Source organism: Vibrio breoganii, assembly GCF_001677275.1.
Classification (GTDB): domain Bacteria; phylum Pseudomonadota; class Gammaproteobacteria; order Enterobacterales; family Vibrionaceae; genus Vibrio; species Vibrio breoganii.
In genome coordinates this window covers 886,578-908,194 of sequence record NZ_CP016177.1, presented here as the reverse complement: position 1 = coordinate 908,194, position 21,617 = coordinate 886,578, and the positions used below count along the sequence as shown (strand labels likewise).

The 21,617-nt window shown below is 45.7% G+C and carries 19 protein-coding genes and 5 tRNA genes; 10 read left to right on the top strand and 14 right to left on the bottom strand.

Features of this window, described 5'->3' with window-relative positions; all coding sequences use genetic code 11:
- Nucleotides 1-60 precede the first annotated feature (60 nt).
- Nucleotides 61-1,494 (top strand): sodium/proline symporter PutP, encoded by a 1,434-nt coding sequence (putP, locus tag A6E01_RS04300; protein WP_017031033.1) that lies wholly within the window; start codon nucleotides 61-63, stop codon nucleotides 1,492-1,494.
- A gap of 49 nt (nucleotides 1,495-1,543) precedes the next feature.
- On the opposite strand, the gene A6E01_RS04295 is transcribed toward putP, so the two are convergent.
- On the bottom strand, nucleotides 1,544-2,011 hold the full coding sequence (locus A6E01_RS04295; RefSeq protein WP_017027846.1) for an Lrp/AsnC family transcriptional regulator: 468 nt from the start codon (nucleotides 2,009-2,011) through the stop codon (nucleotides 1,544-1,546).
- A gap of 129 nt (nucleotides 2,012-2,140) precedes the next feature.
- Between A6E01_RS04295 and A6E01_RS04290 the strand changes: the two genes are divergently transcribed.
- Both A6E01_RS04290 and A6E01_RS04285 read left to right on the top strand, forming a co-directional pair.
- Entirely contained in the window at nucleotides 2,141-3,211 is a 1,071-nt protein-coding gene (locus tag A6E01_RS04290; RefSeq protein WP_017027845.1) for a PLP-dependent cysteine synthase family protein, read from the top strand.
- Nucleotides 3,212-3,344: 133 nt separating this feature from the next.
- Nucleotides 3,345-4,982 (top strand): VRR-NUC domain-containing protein, encoded by a 1,638-nt coding sequence (locus A6E01_RS04285; protein WP_065209638.1) that lies wholly within the window; start codon nucleotides 3,345-3,347, stop codon nucleotides 4,980-4,982.
- A 33-nt stretch (nucleotides 4,983-5,015) separates the two neighbouring features.
- Here A6E01_RS04285 and A6E01_RS04280 read toward each other — a convergent pair whose 3' ends face one another.
- Nucleotides 5,016-5,333, bottom strand: coding sequence for a DUF1244 domain-containing protein (locus tag A6E01_RS04280; protein WP_065209637.1), 318 nt, complete (start codon nucleotides 5,331-5,333; stop codon nucleotides 5,016-5,018).
- 177 nt (nucleotides 5,334-5,510) lie between these two features.
- On the opposite strand from A6E01_RS04280, the gene A6E01_RS04275 reads away from it, so the two are divergent.
- Complete coding sequence (locus A6E01_RS04275; RefSeq protein ID WP_065209636.1) at nucleotides 5,511-6,068, top strand: outer membrane beta-barrel protein; 558 nt, start codon at nucleotides 5,511-5,513, stop codon at nucleotides 6,066-6,068.
- A gap of 29 nt (nucleotides 6,069-6,097) precedes the next feature.
- Nucleotides 6,098-6,898 (top strand): DNA-3-methyladenine glycosylase family protein, encoded by an 801-nt coding sequence (locus A6E01_RS04270; protein WP_065209635.1) that lies wholly within the window; start codon nucleotides 6,098-6,100, stop codon nucleotides 6,896-6,898.
- Between the two features lie 48 nt (nucleotides 6,899-6,946).
- Here A6E01_RS04270 and A6E01_RS04265 read toward each other — a convergent pair whose 3' ends face one another.
- Nucleotides 6,947-10,057, bottom strand: a complete 3,111-nt coding sequence (locus A6E01_RS04265; RefSeq protein ID WP_017027270.1) for a multidrug efflux RND transporter permease subunit — start codon at nucleotides 10,055-10,057, stop codon at nucleotides 6,947-6,949.
- Nucleotides 10,057-11,121, bottom strand: a complete 1,065-nt coding sequence (locus A6E01_RS04260; protein ID WP_017031039.1) for an efflux RND transporter periplasmic adaptor subunit — start codon at nucleotides 11,119-11,121, stop codon at nucleotides 10,057-10,059. The genes A6E01_RS04265 and A6E01_RS04260 overlap by 1 nt, the downstream gene beginning before the upstream one ends.
- Before the next feature lie 318 nt (nucleotides 11,122-11,439).
- On the opposite strand from A6E01_RS04260, the gene A6E01_RS04255 reads away from it, so the two are divergent.
- From A6E01_RS04255 to A6E01_RS04235, 5 genes are all read left to right on the top strand, one after another.
- Nucleotides 11,440-11,524: transfer RNA gene (locus A6E01_RS04255), tRNA-Tyr, on the top strand.
- A gap of 80 nt (nucleotides 11,525-11,604) precedes the next feature.
- Nucleotides 11,605-11,689, top strand: a tRNA-Tyr gene (locus tag A6E01_RS04250).
- 80 nt (nucleotides 11,690-11,769) lie between these two features.
- A tRNA-Tyr gene (locus A6E01_RS04245) sits at nucleotides 11,770-11,854 on the top strand.
- Between the two features lie 79 nt (nucleotides 11,855-11,933).
- Nucleotides 11,934-12,018: transfer RNA gene (locus tag A6E01_RS04240), tRNA-Tyr, on the top strand.
- 80 nt (nucleotides 12,019-12,098) lie between these two features.
- Nucleotides 12,099-12,183 (top strand) — tRNA-Tyr (locus A6E01_RS04235).
- 101 nt (nucleotides 12,184-12,284) lie between these two features.
- Here A6E01_RS04235 and A6E01_RS04230 read toward each other — a convergent pair.
- The 10 genes from A6E01_RS04230 to moaB form a co-directional block, all read right to left on the bottom strand.
- On the bottom strand, nucleotides 12,285-13,229 hold the full coding sequence (locus tag A6E01_RS04230) for a glutathione S-transferase family protein (RefSeq protein WP_017029740.1): 945 nt from the start codon (nucleotides 13,227-13,229) through the stop codon (nucleotides 12,285-12,287).
- A 596-nt stretch (nucleotides 13,230-13,825) separates the two neighbouring features.
- The gene (gene oppF / locus A6E01_RS04225; protein ID WP_017031041.1) at nucleotides 13,826-14,827 is read right to left on the bottom strand and encodes a murein tripeptide/oligopeptide ABC transporter ATP binding protein OppF; all 1,002 of its coding nucleotides are present in this window, start codon (nucleotides 14,825-14,827) and stop codon (nucleotides 13,826-13,828) included.
- Nucleotides 14,824-15,801, bottom strand: coding sequence for an ABC transporter ATP-binding protein (gene oppD, locus A6E01_RS04220; protein WP_017031042.1), 978 nt, complete (start codon nucleotides 15,799-15,801; stop codon nucleotides 14,824-14,826). The genes oppF and oppD overlap by 4 nt, the downstream gene beginning before the upstream one ends.
- A gap of 20 nt (nucleotides 15,802-15,821) precedes the next feature.
- Complete coding sequence (gene oppC / locus A6E01_RS04215; protein ID WP_065209634.1) at nucleotides 15,822-16,724, bottom strand: oligopeptide ABC transporter permease OppC; 903 nt, start codon at nucleotides 16,722-16,724, stop codon at nucleotides 15,822-15,824.
- A 24-nt stretch (nucleotides 16,725-16,748) separates the two neighbouring features.
- Entirely contained in the window at nucleotides 16,749-17,669 is a 921-nt protein-coding gene (gene oppB, locus A6E01_RS04210) for an oligopeptide ABC transporter permease OppB (protein ID WP_017029744.1), read from the bottom strand.
- 93 nt (nucleotides 17,670-17,762) lie between these two features.
- The gene (locus tag A6E01_RS04205; protein ID WP_065209633.1) at nucleotides 17,763-19,391 is read right to left on the bottom strand and encodes an ABC transporter substrate-binding protein; all 1,629 of its coding nucleotides are present in this window, start codon (nucleotides 19,389-19,391) and stop codon (nucleotides 17,763-17,765) included.
- Nucleotides 19,392-19,919: 528 nt separating this feature from the next.
- Complete coding sequence (moaE, locus tag A6E01_RS04200; protein WP_017031045.1) at nucleotides 19,920-20,369, bottom strand: molybdopterin synthase catalytic subunit MoaE; 450 nt, start codon at nucleotides 20,367-20,369, stop codon at nucleotides 19,920-19,922.
- A 1-nt stretch (nucleotide 20,370) separates the two neighbouring features.
- Entirely contained in the window at nucleotides 20,371-20,616 is a 246-nt protein-coding gene (moaD, locus tag A6E01_RS04195) for a molybdopterin synthase sulfur carrier subunit (RefSeq protein ID WP_017031046.1), read from the bottom strand.
- The gene (gene moaC / locus A6E01_RS04190) at nucleotides 20,613-21,092 is read right to left on the bottom strand and encodes a cyclic pyranopterin monophosphate synthase MoaC (RefSeq protein ID WP_065209632.1); all 480 of its coding nucleotides are present in this window, start codon (nucleotides 21,090-21,092) and stop codon (nucleotides 20,613-20,615) included. Before moaC ends, moaD begins: the two co-directional genes overlap by 4 nt.
- A 6-nt stretch (nucleotides 21,093-21,098) precedes the next feature.
- Nucleotides 21,099-21,611: a molybdenum cofactor biosynthesis protein B gene (gene moaB, locus A6E01_RS04185; protein WP_017029749.1), complete on the bottom strand. Its 513-nt coding sequence runs from the start codon at nucleotides 21,609-21,611 to the stop codon at nucleotides 21,099-21,101.
- Nucleotides 21,612-21,617 lie beyond the last annotated feature (6 nt).

Sequence of the window (21,617 nt, the reverse complement as noted above, 5' to 3'; positions counted from 1 at the left end):
TTTAGCAATTACTATTGCAAATCTTCCATTTCTTTTCTCCCTCAGATGTAAAGGCAGAACATGATTTATTTACAATTCGGCCTCTACCTAGTTCTTATGCTAGGGATTGGCTATTACTCAATGAGAAAAACGCACGACAACCAAGACTTCATTATTGGTGGTCGTTCACTAGGACCTGTAACTTCCGCTGTAAGTGCGGGTGCATCAGATATGAGTGGCTGGCTACTATTGGGCCTACCTGGCGCAGTATTCGCTAGTGGCTTAGTTGAAGGTGTTTGGATCTCTGTAGGTCTAACCCTAGGCGCTTACCTAAACTGGTTGATTGTTGCACCGCGCCTTCGCTATGCGACAGAAGTTACCGATACTGTGACCATTCCGAGCTTCTTAGCTAAGCGCTTTGAAGATAACTCAGGTCTTATCAAAACCGTTTCTACCCTGGTGATCCTTTTCTTCTTCACTTTGTATGTTGCATCAGGTCTAAAAGGCGGCACGCTGCTATTTGCTCATAGCTTTGGCGCTACTGAAGAAGTCGCGCTTTATGTGACGGCATTTGTGGTGATTTCGTACACCTTCCTTGGTGGCTACATGGCGGTATGTTGGACGGATTTAGTACAAGGCATATTGATGCTTGCTGCTCTGTTCTTCTGTATGCTTCTAGGCTACATGGCCATTGCAGATTCACCGGTAATGATCAGTGACATCAAACCGGATGCCTTTAAGTTCTCCACCAGCTTTATCACTGGCGCTTCATTGATGGCTTGGGGCTTTGGTTACTTTGGTCAGCCTCATATCCTAGCGCGCTTTATTGGTATCGATAAGGTAGAGAACATTGCAAAAGCTCGCCGCGTTGGTATTAGCTGGATGATTCTGACTCTTGTGATTTCAGTCTCTATCGCGCTGATCGGTATCGGCTATGACGCTATTCATCCATTAGCTTCAGTGTCTGGAGAAGGCGGCAACCCTGAGCGTATTTTCCTTGCGCTCACTAATGCCCTATTCCACCCGGTATTTGCAGGCTTTATCTTGGCGGCCGTTCTAGCAGCGGTAATGTCGACAGCCGATTCACAGCTACTAGTACTGACCTCTTCTCTAACCGAAGATGTTCCCTTCTTCAGCAAATACGATGAGAAGAAGAAAGCATGGATCAGCCGTATGGGTGTGGTTGGTTTTGCGGTACTGGCACTGATTATTGCGGCGAATGACGACGGCTCTATTCTGGCTATGGTTGGCTATGCATGGGGTGGCTTTGGCGCTGCATTTGGTCCATTGATGATTCTAGCGCTTTGCTGGAAAGGCACCACTAAAGCGGGCGCATTGGCCGGTATGATTATCGGTGCGCTAACCATCTTCATTGTGAAGAACTACATCTCTATTGAAGGTGAATACTTCTACGAGCTACTACCTGCATTCATTCTATCGTTTGTTGCTATTGTGGTAGTCAGTAAGATGACACCTGCGCCATCTCAGGAAACACTGAACAAGTTCAACTTCTGATCTTGATGGGCTAACACTACGATTAGGCGAGGTTTAATCCTCGCCTTTTTTATATCTTGCCTAATGGTAATTCGGTGGTGTACTTAATGGATTCCATCGCAAAGGTTGAGGTTACGTTCGATATTCCTGAGACTGAGTTCACTAAGGTCTTATAGAAGTTATCGAAGCTCTGCATATCTTTCGCCAATACCTTGAGCATATAGTCATAGTCCCCTGCCATTCGGTAGAACTCCATCACCTGCTCAAACTCAGAAACCGTCTCTACAAACTGCTGATACCACTCATGGGAATGATCACTGGTTTTTATCAATACAAAGGCCGTAAAAGACAATCCCAGTTTTTCAGGGTCGAGCAATGCCACTCTGTTTTGAATAACTCCATCTTCTTCCAATCGCTTGAGTCGTTTCCAGCACGGCGTTGTCGTCAGGTTCACCGCTTCTGCAAGATCAGCAAGGGATACCGTGGCATCTTTTTGCAGCATGGTGAGTAGCGTTTTGTCTGTTCGGTCCAGTTTCATTTCATTAGAACCCACATAAAGAGAAAATTATTCTACATTTTAGGCTAAACACTGCATTTATGGGTAAGTTTTTCTCAGGGGTAAGGGGTAAATTATCTGTATTCGGTCAAATACTTCTGGAATCACATCATGAACACTGAATCTACTTGCACTCACAGTTGGATCAATCGCGCTATTCAAATCATTGAATCTGACTATCAACGCTCTGCGGACACTCACCTTATTAAGCTAGATGTGGACGAGTTTCCCGGTATTGATATCTATCTAAAGGATGAAAGTACTCATCCAACCGGTTCTCTTAAGCACCGCCTTGCCCGTTCACTGTTCTTGTATGCACTATGTAATGGCTGGATTGGCCCAAAAACGCCAATCATTGAGTCTTCTTCAGGAAGCACTGCGGTTTCAGAGGCTTACTTTGCACGCTTGCTAGGCCTGCCGTTTATTGCGGTTATGCCAAAAGGCACCGCAAAGAAAAAGATTGAGCAAATTGAATTCTACGGCGGTAAGGCACACCTTGTTGAACGCTCTGATGAGATCTATGCAGAATCACATCGCTTGGCGGATGAGCTAGGCGGTCACTATATGGACCAGTTTACTTACGCTGAGCGCGCCACCGACTGGCGTGGAAACAACAACATCGCGAACTCTATCTTCGGTCAAATGAAGATGGAACAACACCCGATTCCAAAATGGATCGTGATGAGCCCAGGCACAGGTGGCACGTCGGCAACCATTGGTCGCTTCATTCGCTATCAGCAATGTGAAACTCAGCTTTGTGTTGTCGATCCCGAGCACTCTGTTTTCTACGACTACTACCAATCGCGTGACGCTAAGATCACCCTAGATCGTGGCAGTAACATTGAAGGCATTGGTCGCCCTCGTGTTGAGCCAAGCTTTATTCCTGGTGTGGTTGACGAGATGATCAAAGTGCCTGATGCGCACTCTATCGTGACTATGCAATGGCTAGAAGAAAAGCTTGGACGTAAAGTGGGTCCATCTACCGGCACTAACTTATACGGTGTTTTCCAGCTTGCAAGAAAGATGCGAGATAATGGCGAAACCGGTTCTATTGTCACTTTGTTGTGTGACAGTGGCGAGCGCTACCTTGATACTTACTACAATCCACAGTGGGTTAAAGAAACTATCGGTGACATCAGCGCCAGTCGTGATCATCTGTTAACATTGTTGGCTAATCATTGATCATTAGCTACTAGCCGCTAGCCGCTAGCCAAAGATTATTAAAGATAGGGGGTTAGCTAGAAATAGCTAACCCCCTATCTTTTTGTTGTATCCTTAATCCTGATTCAAACACTTGAATAAATCTAAGGATACAATGCAACAAATCGAGCTGCCTGAAGGCTATTACCATCGCAATTTCAATACCCTAATTGAGCATGCTCAGAATCATTATTCTGATTTGTTGCACAGGGATGAGCTTGAATGGATAAAGGATTATGACTCTCTCCATATAGAGGCGCAGCGGCTACTGGTGCGCTTATTTTCAAGAAAGGGAGAGTGGTTTCGCAGTGACAAACTGCGCTATGCTGAAATCCCCGATTTAAACCGAGCGTTTGAGCAGCTTGCACGCCTTAGCTTTATCTCCCTACCCGATGCCATAGACACCGAAATTCTCTGCCGCTCTATACTCACCAAGCCAGAGGTTCTTAAGCTGTTTCCCCAGCTCGGCAAATCCTTATCTAAATCAAACCTCGTGCAGCAGGCCTGTGAAGAATGCACAGAAATAACAACCGGCCAACTCCATTTTACCTTGATACACCTAGAGTACAGTGCCTTTCTGGGCACATTAACCACACTGTTCTTTGCTAACGCGAGGCAGGATTTGAGCCAATTTGTTCTTAGTGATCTTGGGCTTCATCAATTTGAGCAATACAGCCTAAGCAAAGAATTACGCTTTTTTAACCGCAGAGCTGAGGTTGAGCAATTACTCTCGCTAGCGCAAATTAGCGACCGTTATTATCAAATGGAAAAGTCTGCCTCAAAGACAGAAAAGCTTGAGTATCTGTCAGCACTGCTCGAAGCATTGATCGAAGCAATGCCAGCCAACATAGAACACTCTTATGTATCGAGGCGATATCAAAGGTTAATCAACAACATTGCTCGTGATTTTGAGCGCCTAGAAGACTTTGACAAAGCGATTCAATTATTTGAGCAATCGGCTCTTGCCCCTTCAAGAGAGCGCAGAGTACGCATACTTATTAAGCGTGATGAGCTGAGTGAGGCTAAAACCCTTGTTAAGCAAATGCTAGAAGCGCCGCAAGACGAACCCGAGCATGAGGTAGCACAGCGGTTGCATCAACAGCTAAACCGTAAGCTTGGCATAAAGGCAGTTAGGGCTTCTAAGCCGAATATTGCTTCCTACCATATTGAGCTCGATCTCTCCGCCCAAAGGGTTGAGTCTGCTGTCGCGCATCACCTAGAACAATCTGGCTGGCAAGCCTACTTTCTAGAGAATACGTTTTTAACGGGCCTATTTGGGCTCGCTTTTTGGGATGTGATCTATGCGCCCATTGAAGGGGCCTTTCTCAATGCCTATCAGGTTGGTCCAAAGGATCTCTACACGCCTGAGTTTACTGAGAAACGTCAGCAACTCATTGATACTCGAAAAGAAGAATTACAGCGGTTAGGTTTTGCAGAGCTGGAACGAGTCTATCAATGCAAGCAAGGACTCACTAACCCCTTTGTGCACTGGCCAATGTTTGATCTGGCGGTTCTGCAACATGCGAAGCGCTGCTTGAGCATGGAAGAATTGCTAGGGCTCTTTGAGGTCATACTGGGTGATATTCGCAGCTTTAGAACCGGCATGCCGGATCTCATCGCCTTTAAGGATAATGACTATCGCTGGATTGAGGTAAAAGGACCGGGCGATAAATTGCAAGACAACCAGATTCGCTGGTTTAAGCAGTTTTCTAAGTTAGGTATTAAGGCTGAGGTGTGTTACGTGAATCACTAGCTCCCTGAGGTCTCAAAGAGCTAGTGAAGATTGTTACTTCTTGTCTTTTGCTTCGAATGCGGCAAGTTGCTCTGGTGTAGCCGGCAGTTGGTGGTTCTGTTTCCACTCATCATAAGTCATGCCATACACGCGCATGCGAGCATCGTCGATATCCAGATCTAAGCCATTGTCTTTGGCTTCAGCGGCATACCACTTACTAAAGCAGTTGCGGCAAAACCCAGCCAGAATCATTAGGTCGATGTTCTGCACATCTTTATTGTTGTCTAAATGAGCCAGTAGACGACGAAATACAGCAGCATCCAGTTTGTCTTGCTCTTCTTGAGACAATTGTTGATGTTTTACCTGAGTCAATGTTCTTCTCCTTGTACTACTGGGTCTGTTTACCCTAGATAACGTTTTTGATATTTATAGAAACCTAGTTGTAATATAACTGTTAAGCTTATGATGTAAATACACTTTCGAACGGTTTGTTATTTATCTAAGCTAAGTATCGATAATGTTAATACTAACACGTAATCAAGGATGACTATGAACAAGCTACGCCTCTTTAGCTTAATACCCGCCGCCCTACTCTCATTTTCTGCTACCGCTGCGGGTAACAACTCATTTTTCCTCGGCGTCGGAGATGTCGGCTTCTCTCCAGACGGTGATTCTACCGATAGCTTCTCAAGCCCAAGCTTTATAATCGGTGGGGGACAATCCTTCAATGAGCACCTTAGCATGGAAGGCTTCTTTCGTTATTCTGAAGCCTCTGACGATGCCAAAACCTATGAGATTAACTACTACGAGTTAGGCCTATCCTTGTTGCTATCCACGGGCGAATTAGGCGATACGCCACTAGAGATCTTTGGCCGCACCAGTGCCATAGCAACGAATATCCAAGGCCATGATACAAGTAATGGCTCAAGAGAGGATATTGGCGATACCACAGGTGGTGTCTTTACCGTGGGTGCAGGTTTGATATGGAACATCAACACTGACTACTGGTTACGAGCTGAATACATTTATGGCTACGCTAACTCAGGTGTGGGCAATTATGATGCAGATTATGATGGCTTACAGATCAGCCTTGGACTCGACTTTTAATGTCATCGCAGCTAGATAAGCACTAAAAGATGGCAGCGTCTGATTTATCCAAATCAAAATCCTTACCCAGTGTAGAACTCGAATATAAGGGGCCGCTAGACTGGCCCTTTATGCTGTCGTTTTATCAGCGTAGAGCGATTAAGCATATCGAGTCCATAGACGAAAACAGCTACTCTCGACACGCCTTTTCAAATGACAAACCTATTTGGTTTAGGCTCACTCAGAGCCGCCCTCAATCCCTCACTCTAGAATACGATATTGCGTCTGATACTGAGCTTAAGCCATTAATCGCCAAACTAAGAAGGATGCTGGATCTTGATGCGGATATTGACGCTATTGAGGCTCACCTCAAAGCGGTTGAGCCTGATCTCATCAAAAGGACAGGCATTCGTATTCCAGGGGTGTGGAGTTCATGGGAGGCAGGGGTTAGAGCCGTACTCGGCCAGCAAGTGTCGGTCACGGCAGCCATTACTCACCTAAACAGGCTGACCGAACAACTGACCGACCTTACCCAGTTTCCTAGTCCTGAATTGGTCGCCAGTGCAGACCTATCGTTTCTAAAGATGCCTCAGCGTCGAAAAGACTCCCTAAGCGCCCTTGCCAACTTCGTAGTTGAACATCCAAGTGCATCGCCCAACGAATGGCTCGCCATCAAAGGCATTGGTCCATGGACTGTGCAATATGTGCAATTACGTGGTCTATCAGAACAAGACTGCTTTCTTAGTGGGGACTTGGTGGTGAAAAAGGCATTAGCCCATTTTGCTAGGCTCAATGATGATACCGCACATCCCTATGGAAGCTACGCCACTTTTCATCTGTGGAACCAATAAGCCAGATCCGAAGATCTGGCTTGTTGATTTAGTCAGCTATGTAAGTTACTAGTGACTGATACGTCCCTTAGTATCATGTTCAATATCTTGATTCAGCATCTCTTCTACATGACCTGGTGACTGCGTCTTAATCGACAGTAGTCGGTACATTGCAGGGATAACAAACAAGGTCACCAAACTCGCAAATGCCATACCAAAGAAGATAACAGTACCCACCGCAATTCGACTTTCGTAACCCGCGCCCGTAGATAGAATCAACGGAATAGCACCTGCAAGAGTAGTAAAGGCCGTCATCATGATAGGTCTTAAACGACGCGCTGCCGCATCGATAATTGCTTGCTCAAATTCAACGCCCTTGTCTCGAAGTTGGTTGGCAAACTCGACAATCAAGATACCGTTCTTGGTCACCATACCAATAAGCATGATCATGCCGATCTGACTATACACGTTCAGCCCCTGCGACATGATCACTAGCCCAAGGAAGCCACCAAAGATGCCCATAGGCACAGTGAACATTACCACCAGCGGGTTAATGAAGCTCTCAAACTGCGCCGCTAGTACCAAGTAGGCCACCAGCAGTGCTAACGCAAACACAATCAAGATTGACGATTGGTTCTCTTTAAAGTCTTTCGACTCTCCGGAGTAATAGATTGAGATATCACTTGGCAAAATCTCAATGGCTTTCTGATCTAAGAAGTCCAGTGCATCACCTAAGGTCGCCCCCTCTTTTAGATTCGCCTTAACCGTAATGGATTTTTGCTTGTTGTAGTGCGACAAACGAATGGCAGAGGCAATCTCTTGCACCTTAGTAATGGAATCTAGGGTCACTAGGTCGCCATTACCCGTTCGCATATAAATCTGGCTTAGGTCGGTGATGTTATTAAAGCTATTTTCATCACCACGCAGATAAACGTCGTACTCTTCACCACGATCAACATAGGTGGTCTCTGTTTTGCCCCCTAGCATGATCTCTAGGGTGTCTGAGATATCGCTTTGAGTAATACCAAGCTCGGCGGCACGATCTTTATCTATGGATACCACAAGCTCGGGTGTTTTTTCAGAGTAGTCGGTACTCGCGCCATCCATAAATGGACTATCGTCGGCTTCGTTCTTTAAGATCTCCGCCCACTTTTCTAGCTCGCTATAATCTGGACCACCGAGAACAAACTGCACAGGTTCACTCGAACCGCCTCTAAAGCCGGGCAAGAATGGATAGATACGAACATCAGCAATATCGCCAAGGGCTTTTCGCACAACACCCAGAGCTTCATTTGCCGATTGGTCTCGCTCTTCCCAATCTTCCAAGATCATGATGACAAAACCTGTTTGGTCGCCCGCATTACCGCCAAAGGCTGGCGATTGAATAGAGAAAGATTTAAGTAATCCTTGCCCTAACAGAGGTAACAGACGTGTTTCAATAATATCCATGTTAACCGCCATGCGGTTATAACTGGTTGCGTCTGCGCCCCTAGCAAAGGCAAAGATAACGCCGCGGTCTTCTTGCGGGGTTAACTGCGCTGGCACATGATTCATCAATTGATATGAACCGCCCACACAGGCAAGGATAACCACAGGCGCCGCCCATCTAAGCTTCAAGGCGACAATCAGTACGCGTCGATAGCCTCGTTCAAGCTTCTTAAACAAGAACTCCACGCCACGATTAAATCGATTTGGCTTCACATTGGCCGATAGGATTTTACTACCCAGCACTGGTGTTAAGGTCAATGCAATCAAGGACGAGAATATGACGGACATTGCCAGCAGCACAGAGAACTCAGTAAATAGCAGCCCCACCATGCCATCCATAAAGGAAATTGGCAGGAATACCATCACCAATACCAATGTGGTCGCAACAACCGCAAAGCCCACCTCTCTCGTACCCTTATAGGCCGCCAGTAGTGGCGTTTCACCGCGCTCAATATGGTGGAAGATATTCTCAACCACCACGATGGCATCATCCACTACCAGACCAATGGACAAGATAAGCGCCATTAGCGTGATGAGGTTAATACTAAAGCCAAAGTAATAGGCAGCGATAAATGAGGAGATTAGCGATACCGGCACCGTTACCGCTGGGATCAGAGTTGCTCTCGCCTGACCAATAAAGATATACAGCACGAGCACCACTAGACCACCAGTGATGAACAAGGTGTTATAAACCTCTGAAATGGAACGGTCGATAAACACTGTGGAGTCGTAATCTACCGCTAGACGCGTACCCTCAGGTAAGAACTTTTGAATGTCATCCACTTGCTTGTGAACGGCTGTCGCCACATCCAAGGGGTTAGCATCCGACTGAGGCACGATACCCAAGCTCACGTTGACCACACCATCGCTTCTAAAGGTGGAGTCTTCGTTTTTCGCGCCAAGGTAAACGTCCGCCACATCTTTTAGATAAATAGGCGTGCCGTCGGCGGCTCTTCTTACTACTAAGTAATCAAAGTCTTCCGCGCTGTTGTAGGTACGGTCGGTTCTTACCGACATAACGATGGCATCGTTTCGTACTTGCCCGCCTGGGCTCTCAATGTTTTCAGAGCGCAGTGCTGAGGTAATATCCGCAGTGGTCACCGCTCGACCTGCCATTAAGATTGGCTTGAGCTTAACGTACATCACCTTATACAAACCGCCAGATACCTGCACCGAGCTCACGCCGGAGATCAGGCTAAAGCGGTCTAGTAATACGCGGTCTACATAGTCAGTAAGCTCTGTTCTATCTAAAAAGTCGGAACTTAAATTGATGTAGATAGAGGCTTCGCCACTGCCGTTATTTTTATAAACAGTGGGCGTATCGGCCTCATCGGGTAACTGATTCTGAGCCCTTGCCACCGCATCACGAACGTCACTGACCCCCGTATTGAGGTCATAGCCTAGATCAAATACCACGGTAATACGTGACATACCATTTCGAGTGGTGGAGGTGATCTCATCGATGCCACTGATACCCGATAATTGATCCTCAATGACCGAAGTTATCTGGCTTTCAATGATGGTGGCAGAAGCGCCGTCATATCGAGTATTAATCGAAACCACTGAGCTTTCGATGTCTGGCATCTCTCGTACAGCAAGCTTTGAGAACGACACAATACCAAACACACACAGCAACAAGCTCAGAACGATAGCGGCAACCGGTCGTTTAACCGAAATGTCAGATAACAGCATTACTGACCAACCTCACTGCTCTCTTCTTCGCCTACCACTTTAACCAAAGCGCCGCCACGCATGTTTACCACGCCCTGCACTACAATGGTTTCGCCGACTTCTAAGCCTTTTTCAATAACCACTTCGTTCTCTACACGAGTGCCAAGGAAGACTTCACGACGCACCGCTTTGTTACCTTCTTCAACCACATACACAAAACGCTTAGTCCCCATGTACTCAAGTGCTTGAACAGGAATAATAGCCGCTTCGATTGGCGGGAATTTCATTGTTGCTTGAACCAACATACCCGGTTTCAATTTACCCGTATCATTATCAATATCGATACGCACACGAAGGTTCAAGGTGTCTGGATTTACGCGTGAGTCGATGCCCACTAACGTACCCTCAAACATTTGGTCACCCCACGCATTGGAGATAGCCGAAACCGACATGCCAGTGGATAACAATGGCAAGTAGCGTTCAGGGACCTGAAGATCCAGCTCCATCTTTTCTAGGTTGTCGAGGGTGAGCAGTTCTGTGCCCGCGCTAACTAATTTACCTAAACTAAAATCAACAAAGCCAATCTGACCGGAAAATGGTGCTCTAAGGGTTCGGTCTTGTAGTTCAGCTTTCGCGGCATCTAGACGAGCTTTAGCGATATCCACACTCGATTTCTGCCCTTCAATCTCAGTAAGGGTAATCGCCGCGCTCTTTCTCAAGCGTTCATATTCGTTGAGCTTACGCTGCTCGTCATTTAAATAAGCCTGCGCCTCAGCAACCGATGCTTTTGCCTTGTCATCACTAAGTCGAATAAGCACCTGACCGGTTTTCACGTTCTGATTGGTTCCAACGGCAATACGCTCGATAGTGCCACTGACTTCAGGGGCAATAATTACAGATTGCGATGCTTTGAGCTTACCAACCAGTGCTAAGCTTTGAGAAATCTCGTGCACACCCACGTCTTGTGTGGTGACAGCGACTTGTGAAGGCCCGCGAGGCCCTTTTGCAAATGATGGCGCACAGAGTAAAGTGCCAAGCAACAGTGCAGAGGCGATAGAAAGTGGTTTTGCCATTTGTTGAGTCATTCTCTTCATAATAATTCGTAGATTTTCCTAATCTGGCGCCATTTTATCAGCTCGATGAGTTCATAACGTCAATCAATGTAAAGTATTGGGATTTAGACGCATTAATACGTTTTGAGATGATTATACGATCGGCGGTAAGGCTAAGCTTTGCGTACAATCGACCGTCGAAAATGACGCTTTTTAGCCATTGCGTGCAAAAATCGGGCATACGGACTGAATTTTAAAGAAAATACTTTACAGAAAATCCAGGTCTGGATATTATGCGCTCCGAACTTGAGAACAGGGTTGGGAAAACTGCTCTTAAGTATAAAACACCCTGGTGGGGTTCCCGAGTGGCCAAAGGGATCAGACTGTAAATCTGACGGCACTGCCTTCGATGGTTCGAATCCATCTCCCACCACCATATTCTCTTGATTGATACGTCAGTTAAGAACAACTTGATTAACGGGTTGGGAAACCATTAATTAAGTATAAAAACACCCTGGTGGGGTTCCCGAGTGGCCAAAGGGATCAGACTGTAAATCTGACGGCACTGCCTTCGATGGTTCGAATCCATCTCCCACCACCACATTCTCTTAATTGACACATCAATTGAGAATAACTTGATTAACGGGTTGGGAAACCATTAATTAAGTATAAAAATACCCTGGTGGGGTTCCCGAGTGGCCAAAGGGATCAGACTGTAAATCTGACGGCACTGCCTTCGATGGTTCGAATCCATCTCCCACCACCATATTCTCTTAATTGACACATCAATTGAGAACACTTGATTAACGGGTTGGGAAACCATTAATTAAGTATAAAAACACCCTGGTGGGGTTCCCGAGTGGCCAAAGGGATCAGACTGTAAATCTGACGGCACTGCCTTCGATGGTTCGAATCCATCTCCCACCACCACATTCTCTTAATTGACACATCAATTGAGAAGCACTTGATTAACGGGTTGGGAAGCCATTAATTAAGTATAAAAATACCCTGGTGGGGTTCCCGAGTGGCCAAAGGGATCAGACTGTAAATCTGACGGCACTGCCTTCGATGGTTCGAATCCATCTCCCACCACCACACATAAAAAAAGACCCGCTCATTGAGCGGGTCTTTTTTTATGTGTCACTTTTTTCTGCGCAAAAGCATTATCCATCTTTCCTAGAAACAGCACCGCTTGTCTAAATCAAATCTCTATTGTGCTCTGATTCAAGATCCAGCTCTGGCCCCTTAGGGATCACCTGAGTTGGATTGATACCCTTGTGACTGAAGTAATAGTGGCGTTTGATCTGCTCAATATTAGTGGTCTCAGCAACACCTGCAATCTGGTACAGCTCTTTTAAATAGCCTTGAATTCTGCGGTAATCGGTAATGCGTTTTTTATTGCATTTAAAATGCCCCACATACACCGCATCAAAACGCACTAAGGTGGTAAATAGACGCCAATCTGCTTCAGTCAGCTGCGCACCGGTTAAGTAGCGATTCTCTGCTAGATGTTCATCCACTTTGTCTAATGCGCTAAACAAGGCATCAAATGCCTCTTCATACGCCTCTTGAGTGGTTGCAAATCCACAGCGATACACACCGTTGTTAATGTTTGGGTAGATATAGTCATTCCATTCATCGATATCGCTGCGCAGTGCCAATGGATAATAGTCATCGTTGTTGCCTGTAAGCTCGTTGAACTCACTGTTAAACATGCGGATGATTTCAGACGACTCGTTGCTGACTATGGTCTCAGTTTGCTTGTCCCATAGTACTGGCACGGTAACTCGACCCGAGTAATCAGGTTTTGCCTGAGTGTAGATTTGATGCATCTTTGAGTGTCCGTACAAAGGCTCTGGTGAATCAAACTCCCACCCTTCTGATAACATGTCAGGGCTGACAATACTGACAGAGATATGCTCTTCTAAGCCTTTGATAGCTCTAAAGATCAAGGTGCGGTGCGCCCATGGACAAGCCAAAGATACATAGAGGTGATAACGTCCAGATTCTGGCTTGAACTGAGCATCGTCAGCGTTTTCTATCCAATGTCTGAATCCTGCATCTTCACGCACAAACTTACCGTTACTGGATTTAGTGTCGTACCACACATCACGCCAAACACCCTCAACTAACTTGCCCATTCACTCAATCCTTATCTTTGGTTTGTGATCAGTATAAGTGGCAAACAAGGAATGAACAGGAAACCAAGTTGAAGATCTTGGTCGAAAATGTTGAAGAACGGTGGGGTTATACTCAACCAAAACAAACGTCATCCTGATGACAATCAGGACCTTAGTGAGCACTATGTTTAAGCTTCGTATTCTCTAAGATACTGGATAAATACTCCGTATTTTCCAGCATGACGCCTTACGCACTACCGTTATTTATTTCACGCTGACCGTCATCCTGATGAAAATCAGGATCTTAGTGAGCACTATGTTTAAGTTTCGCACTCTCTAAGGTACTGGATAAATACTTCGTATTTTCCAGCATGACGCTTTACGCACTGACGTTATTCTATTCACGTTCATCGTCATCCTGATGAAAATCAGGACCTTAGTGAGCACCATGTTTAAGCTTCGCACCCTCCAAGATACTGGATAAATACTTCGTATTTTCCAACATAACAGTTATCTGCTTTTAGTACGGAGCCACCGTTAACTCTGCAAGAATTTTTCCAAAAAAAAAGAGCGTGCTGCATACACAACACGCTCAAGCCTGTCACAGGCGGAAAGAATTAGTATGAATGGAAGCACGACACTGCGTGCACATCATCACCTTCTAGTACGGGTTTTTTCTTAGCACACTCTTCTGTCGCAACCGGACAACGAGTTCTGAACACACAACCTGATGGCGGGTTCATCGGTGACGGTAAGTCGCCTTCTAGCATCTCAATCTTCTTTGCACGCTCTAGCTTAGGGTCAGGGATAGGTACCGCTGACATCAAGGCGCGTGTGTAAGGGTGTTTAGGATGTGCGAACAATGCCTTAGATTCACCCAACTCTACTGCGTTACCTAGGTACATAACGAGAACGCGGTCTGAGATGTGCTTAACCACAGAAAGGTCATGTGCAATGAACACTAGGCTCAAGCCAAATTCTTTCTGAAGCTCTTTAAGAAGGTTGACTACCTGTGCCTGGATAGATACGTCTAGCGCTGATACAGGCTCATCACAGATGATCATCTTAGGCTTAAGAATCAATGCACGAGCGATACCAATACGCTGACATTGACCACCCGAGAACTCGTGTGGGTAGCGGTTGATAACGTTAGGTAGCAGGCCTACCTTGTCCATCATCTTCTTAACTTCTTGCTTCACTTCATCTTTACTTAGCTTCGGGTAGAAGGTTTGCAAAGGCTCAGCAATGATGTCGCCGACAGTCATACGTGGGTTAAGTGACGCCAGGGGATCCTGGAAGATCATCTGGATGTCTTTACGTGTTTCGCGACGTTGAATGTCTTTCATCTTGGTCAGGTCTTGACCCAACCAAACCACTTCGCCCTCAGTCGCTTCAACCAAACCAATAACAGCACGTGCAAAGGTTGATTTACCACAGCCTGATTCGCCTACTACGCCCAGTGTTTCGCCTTCGTATAAGCGCACGTTCACGCCATCTACCGCTTTCAGTGGTGTAGGTTTGCTCCAAGGCCATGCTGACTTAGAAGCAATCTGGAAGTGAACCTTTAGCTCTTTCACATCCAGCATCAGTTTTTTGTCTTCAATAAAAGGTGCGTTCATCGTGTCCAAGCCTCGTGATCAGAAAAACATGCGCGTTGGCGGTCTGTGCCAAATGGTGTCAGGATAGGCGTTTCGCTCATACAGCGATCCGTCACACGGTGACAACGATCTTGGTAAGGACAACCCGGTGGCAGCTTAAGTAGGTTTGGTGGATTTCCTGGGATAGTCGGTAGAATTTCACCTTCGGTATCCAAGCGAGGAATTGCTTTTAGTAGGCCTTCAGCATACGGGTGGCTTGGCTCATAGAAGATTTCATCCACTGAACCATACTCCATAGTACGTCCTGCATACATCACCAATACCTTGTCACAAGAACCCGCAACAACACCAAGGTCGTGCGTAATCATGATGATTGAGGTATCAAATTCTGACTTCAGCTCGTTAAGTAGGTCCATGATCTGGGCCTGAACCGTTACGTCCAATGCCGTGGTCGGCTCATCGGCAATTAGTAGCTTTGGACGACATAGCAATGCCATCGCTATCATTACACGCTGACGCATACCGCCAGAGAACTCGTGCGGGTACATAGTGATACGCTTGCGTGCTTCCGGGATTTTGACCGCTTCAAGCATGCGCACTGATTCTTCAAACGCCTGTGCTTTGCCCATGCCTTTGTGCAGCATAAGCACTTCCATCAACTGATCACTTACTTTCATGTAAGGGTTCAGAGAGGTCATTGGGTCTTGGAAGATCATCGCGATTTGTTCAGCGCGAACCTTGTTCAGTTCTTTCTCTGGCAGGTTTAAGATCTCACGACCTTCAAACTTAGCACTACCTGAAATAATGCCGTTCTTTGCCAGTAGGCCCATGATGGCAAATACAGTTTGTGATTTACCTGAGCCAGACTCACCAACGATGCCTAGCGTTTCGCCCGGCTCTAGTGAGAAGTTAAGATCGTTTACCGCAGTAACGATGCCATCTTGAGTAGTAAACTCTACTCTCAGGTCTTTTACGTCTAGTAGTTTATTCGTCATTACCCTATTCCTTATTATTCTTATCTGTCTTTAGGATCAAGCGCGTCACGAAGGCCATCGCCAACGTAGTTAAAGCAGAACAGAGTAACTACCATGAAGGCGGCTGGGAACATCAATTGCCAGATAGCAACTTCCATTGTGTTAGCACCTTCTTGCAGTAGTGCACCCCAGCTTGTCATCGGCTCTTGAACACCAAGGCCAAGGAACGACAGGAACGACTCAGTAAGGATCATGCTTGGTACTAGCAGCGTTGAGTAAACCGCTACGATACCTAGAACGTTGGGTACGATGTGGCGAGTAATGATCTTCCAATTGCTCACGCCACTGACGTGCGCAGCTTCAATGAATTCTTTACTACGCAGACTCAATGTCTGACCACGCACGATACGTGCCATATCAAGCCATGCAATAGCACCGATAGCAACGAAGATAAGGACAATGTTACGGCCAAAGAAGGTCACTAGTACGATAACTAGGAACATAAATGGAACCGCGTACAGGATCTCTAGGATACGCATCATGATGCGGTCGGTACGGCCACCAATAAAGCCCGATGTAGCACCGTATAAGGTACCAATCAATACCGCAACCAATGCACCAAGTACACCCACCATTAGCGAGATACGGCCACCGATAAGAGTACGAACGTATAGGTCTCGACCTAAGCTGTCAGTACCAAAAATATGTGTGGCTGATGGCGCAGAGTGCAGTGCGTACCAATCGGTATCGTCATAAGCAAACTCAGCCATCATTGGCAGGAAGATTACCGATAAGGTAATCAGAACCAAAATAACGAGGCTCACCATCGCCGCTTTATTTCGCATAAAGCGTACGCGAGCATCTTGCCATAATGAGCGACCTTCGATCTCAAGGTTCTCAGACATCTTTTCGACCGCTTCAAGGTTTTCTTTTTTAATCAACATGTTGTTAGTCCTTGTTAGTCCTTGTTAGTAGCGAATCTTAGGATCGATGACTGCAAGCAAGATATCGACCACGGCGTTAAACAGAATGAACAAGAAACCAATCAGTATGGTAATACCCATTACTAGAGAGTAATCGCGGTTAAAGGCTGCGTTGACAAACAACTTACCTATGCCTGGTAGACCAAAGATGGTCTCGATAACAACCGAACCGGTAATGATACCTACGAATGCAGGGCCCATGTACGAAACCACTGGCAACAATGCTGGCTTAAGTGCGTGCTTAATGATGATGTAACGGTAGCTAAGACCCTTCGCGCGAGCGGTACGGATGAAGTTACTGTTCAGCGTCTCAATCATTGAGCCGCGAGTAATACGCGCAAAGGTAGCAACGTACAGCAAAGACATACCTATGATTGGCAGAGCCATGTACTGGAATGAGCCGTCGTTCCAACCACCAGCAGGTAGCCAGCCAAGGTTGATAGAGAATAGGTAAATCAATACGGGTGCCAACACGAAGGATGGCATTACCACCCCGAGCATGGCGGTGGCCATTATTCCGTAATCGAGCCAACTGTTCTGCCGTAGTGCGGCTATGGTGCCGACGGTAACACCCATGATGACGGTAAAGATGAAGGCAAGAAAGCCCACTTTAGCCGATACAGGTAGCGCGTTAGCGACCAGTTCATTTACGGTGAAATCTTTATATTTGAATGACGGGCCAAAATCACCCGATAGGATATTGGTTAGGTACGTCGTGTATTGTTCAAATACAGGCTTATCCAAACCGTATTTAGCATTAATGTTCGCCATAACTTCCGGTGGAAGTGGGCGCTCACTTGAAAATGGGTTACCTGGCGCAAAGCGCATCAGGAAGAAAGACACGGTAATCAACACCAACAAGGTTGGTATTGCTTCAAAAATCCGTTTCATAATGAATTTAAGCATAAACTCATCCATCCAGTCTGTGACAAAAAATTAGACGCTGCATGTGTTTCCACATGCAGTGTCTTTCATAGTTATTATTGTTTTAAGTAGGAATTACTTAATGATGTACATATCTTTAGAGAACAGCTTGTCTTCTGCGTTGTTGCTTGGGTAGCCGCCCACTTTCTCTGAAACTAGACGAGAAGTAACGTACTGGTAGATAGGCGCGATAGGCATATCTTTAGCAAGTTGCTTTTCAGCTTCTACGTAAATTGCTTCACGCTCAGCATCGCTGGTAGCAGCCATAGCTTTCGCCATTAGTGCATCGTAAGCTTCGCTGTGGTACTTAGGATCGTTCGAGCTGTTGTTAGATTGCATTAGCGATAGGAAGCTTGATGCTTCGTTGTAGTCGCCACACCAACCCGCACGAGTAACGTCAAAGTCACCTTGACGGCGTGTATCTAGGTAAGTTTTCCACTCTTGGTTCTCAAGCGTTACTTTAACACCTAGGTCTTTAGCCCACATAGATTGTACTGCTGTAGCAATCTTCTTGTGGTTTTCAGATGTGTTGTAAAGCAGTGTGAACGTTAGAGGGTTGCTCTTATCAAAGCCCGCTTCAGCTAGAAGCTCTTTCGCTTTAGCATTACGTTCTTTTTGAGTCATCTTGCCGTACTCTGGAAGCTCAGGGTTGAAGCCCGCTGTGATTTCAGGAGTTAGGAAGTAAGCTGGCTTTTGACCTTGTCCTAGGATTAGGTTCGCGATTACGTTACGGTCGATAGTGTAAGACAGTGCTTCACGAACGCGAACGTCATCAAATGGTGCTTTCTTATTGTTAAAGCCGTAGTAGTAAGAACATAGGTTACCCTTAACATCTACAGACTCTGGGTGTTCTTTCTTCAGGCGTTTAAAGTGCTCGATAGGCAGTTCGTTAGTGATTTGAATCTCGCCAGATAGGAAGCGGTTCATTTCAGCAACTTGGTTCTCAACTGGTAGGAAGGTTACCTTGTTAAGAACTGTGTTTTCGTTGTCCCAGTAGTTAGTGCTACGAACTAGCTCGATACGCTCGTTCACTACCCACTTGTCCATAACGAATGCGCCGTTACCAACGAAGTTTTCAGGCTTAGTCCATTGGTCACCAAACTTCTCAACAGTTCCACGGTGAACTGGCTTAACAGTGGTGTGACCCATCATCTTAACGAAGTATGGAACAGCTTGTTCTAGTTGAATTTCTAGAGTGTGCTCATCAAGAGCTTTAACACCTAGAGTTTCTTTGTCTTTCTTACCAGCAATGATCTCGTCTGCGTTAACCATAGTGGTCATCTCTAGGTACCATGAGTACGGAGAAGCAGTGTTTGGATCAACGGCACGCTTGAAGCTGTAAACGAAGTCTTCAGCTGTTACAGGGTCGCCATTTGACCATTTAGCATCTTTGCGAAGGTTGAAAGTGAACGTTTTGTTGTCTGTCGTTTCCCAAGACTCAGCTACACCAGGGATAGTGTTGCCGTCTGCATCTTGGTTTACTAGGCCTTCAAGTAGGTCACGAATAACGTGAGACTCAGGAACACCTTCAGTTTTATGCGGGTCGATCGAAGCAACCTCTGTACCGTTACCACGAACCAGTTCCTGTACGGGAGCAAGCTCAGTACCTGCAGGAACGTTAGCAGCAAGAGTAGCGAAAGAGGTGGTTGCCGCAGCTAGGCCCGCTCCAAGGATTAGAGCTTGGGTGATCTTATTTTTATACATGCAATAAACTCCAGTTATTATATCGTTGCATCCATGAACTCTTTATTCTGACTTCAAGCCGTTGTTTTTAAGTCACTTTGTATCCAGAAAGAAACTTAAAAAGCTAAAAGACCATAAAGATTGGAAACAAAGTTACCATCCTTGAAAGTTTTTGCCATAAAAATGTATTCACGCAATTGCTAAATTCCTGCCTAGGTCAATTTTCCAGAACTAAATTTGGATTTAGCGAAAAAGTTCAGTGATCTAACCTGCAATTTTTTAATGAAAAACACTTTGTTACATGAATTATCACAATTTAGTGATCCACTTCAAACTTAACAAGGGATCACTTAACAAGTCAGCAACCTAAAATGCACCAAATGAAAACCAACCCTTTAAGTTTTTCACTTTTGGCTTGGCATTTAAAAATCATAAAGATATAAAAACAGCTAAATACTTATGATCTAGATCAAAAAAGCCCCTCTGAAATAAGGGGCTTTAGGTTTCACTATTTTTGTGATCATTGTCACACAGGTGAATTCTGCAAGATTATGACCAACGTTTCATAGAAATTTGATCAGATTCTCTCGAATCCAACCATCTTGAAGAGCCTTTAAGACGTTCTTTTTTCCAAAATGGTGCTTTGGTTTTCAGAAAGTCCATAATGAACTCACAACCCGCAAACGCAGCATCTCTGTGTGCACTAGACACCCCCACCAACACAATCTGGTCGGCGATATCTAAGTCACCAACGCGATGTATGATGGTGACCCTATCTAAAGGCCAACGACTGCGTGCTTCGCTACAAATCTCGTGCAGTGCCTTCTCGGTCATGACCGGGTAATGTTGTAAGTTCAAGCCAATAACGTCATCACCGAGGTTAAAATCTCGTACTTTTCCAACAAATGTAACTACAGCGCCGATAGAGGAAGACTCAGACAACAAGGCATATTCTTCACCTAAGTCAAAATCTTGCTCTTGAACCAGTACCTTATCCACATTAACCTCCTGTTACCGGAGGGAAGAAGGCCACTTCATCGCCCGACTTAACGGTCGAGTCTAATGGAACCATAGTGTGATTAACTGCAGCTAACAGCTTTCCTGACTCTAATGCTAAAGCCCACTTATCACCACGTTCAATAAGTTGCTGTCTGATAGCGTCTACCGAGGTAGACGTACTGTCGATAGTAACTTCATCTTCACCAACAAGCTCTCTCACCTGAGCAAAGAAAACGACCTTGATCATAACGCCGCCTCAAAATGACCTGATTTACCACCGGTCTTTTCAAGCAATCTAACCTGAGAAATCACGATGTCTTTTTGTACCGCTTTACACATGTCGTAGATGGTTAAGGCTGCAACAGAGGCCGCTGTTAGGGCTTCCATTTCAACACCTGTCTTACCCGCAAGCTTACAAGTTGACTCAATACGCACCTGATTGGTCTCTTTTATTGGGGTCAATTGAACCTCAACCTTAGACAGCAACAAGGGGTGGCAAAGGGGGATAAGATCCCATGTCTTCTTCGCGGCTTGAATACCCGCGATGCGCGCGGTAGCAAACACATCACCTTTATGATGGTCACCACTCAAAATCAATGCGAGGGTCTGCTCTGACATGGTGACGACCGCTTCTGCTCTCGCCTCACGCACAGTGTCTGCTTTGGCAGACACATCGACCATGTTCGCTTCACCGCTTTGGTTAATATGGGTTAATTCACTCATCGTTGCTTACATCCCAATATGCGGCATGAAGTTACATGGCTTATGGCGAGAATCTAATTGGTCTTTAATGATGCGAGTCCACGCTGTTCTGCAAGCACCGGTTGAGCCTGGCATTGCCAAAATAACCGTACGATTGGCAAAACCGCCCAAAGCGCGTGATTGAATAGTTGAAGTACCAATCTCTTCGTATGATACAGCGCGGAATAGCTCACCAAACCCTTCAACTTGCTTATCAAAAAGTGGCGCTAATGCTTCAGGTGTAAAGTCTCTAGCAGTAAAGCCTGTGCCACCGGTGACTAAAATGGCATCAACATTTTCATCGGCAATCCATTTAGAGACGATAGCGCGAATTTTATAAACATCATCAATAACGATTTGTTTGTCCGCTAATTTATGACCTGCTTCTTTTACCTGGTCTGCTAGGTAACCACCACTGGTATCGGTTTCTTCAGTGCGAGTGTCTGATACAGTCAATACGGCAATACTAGCCGGCGTAAAATCATTATGAGCGTGTCCCATTTCTCT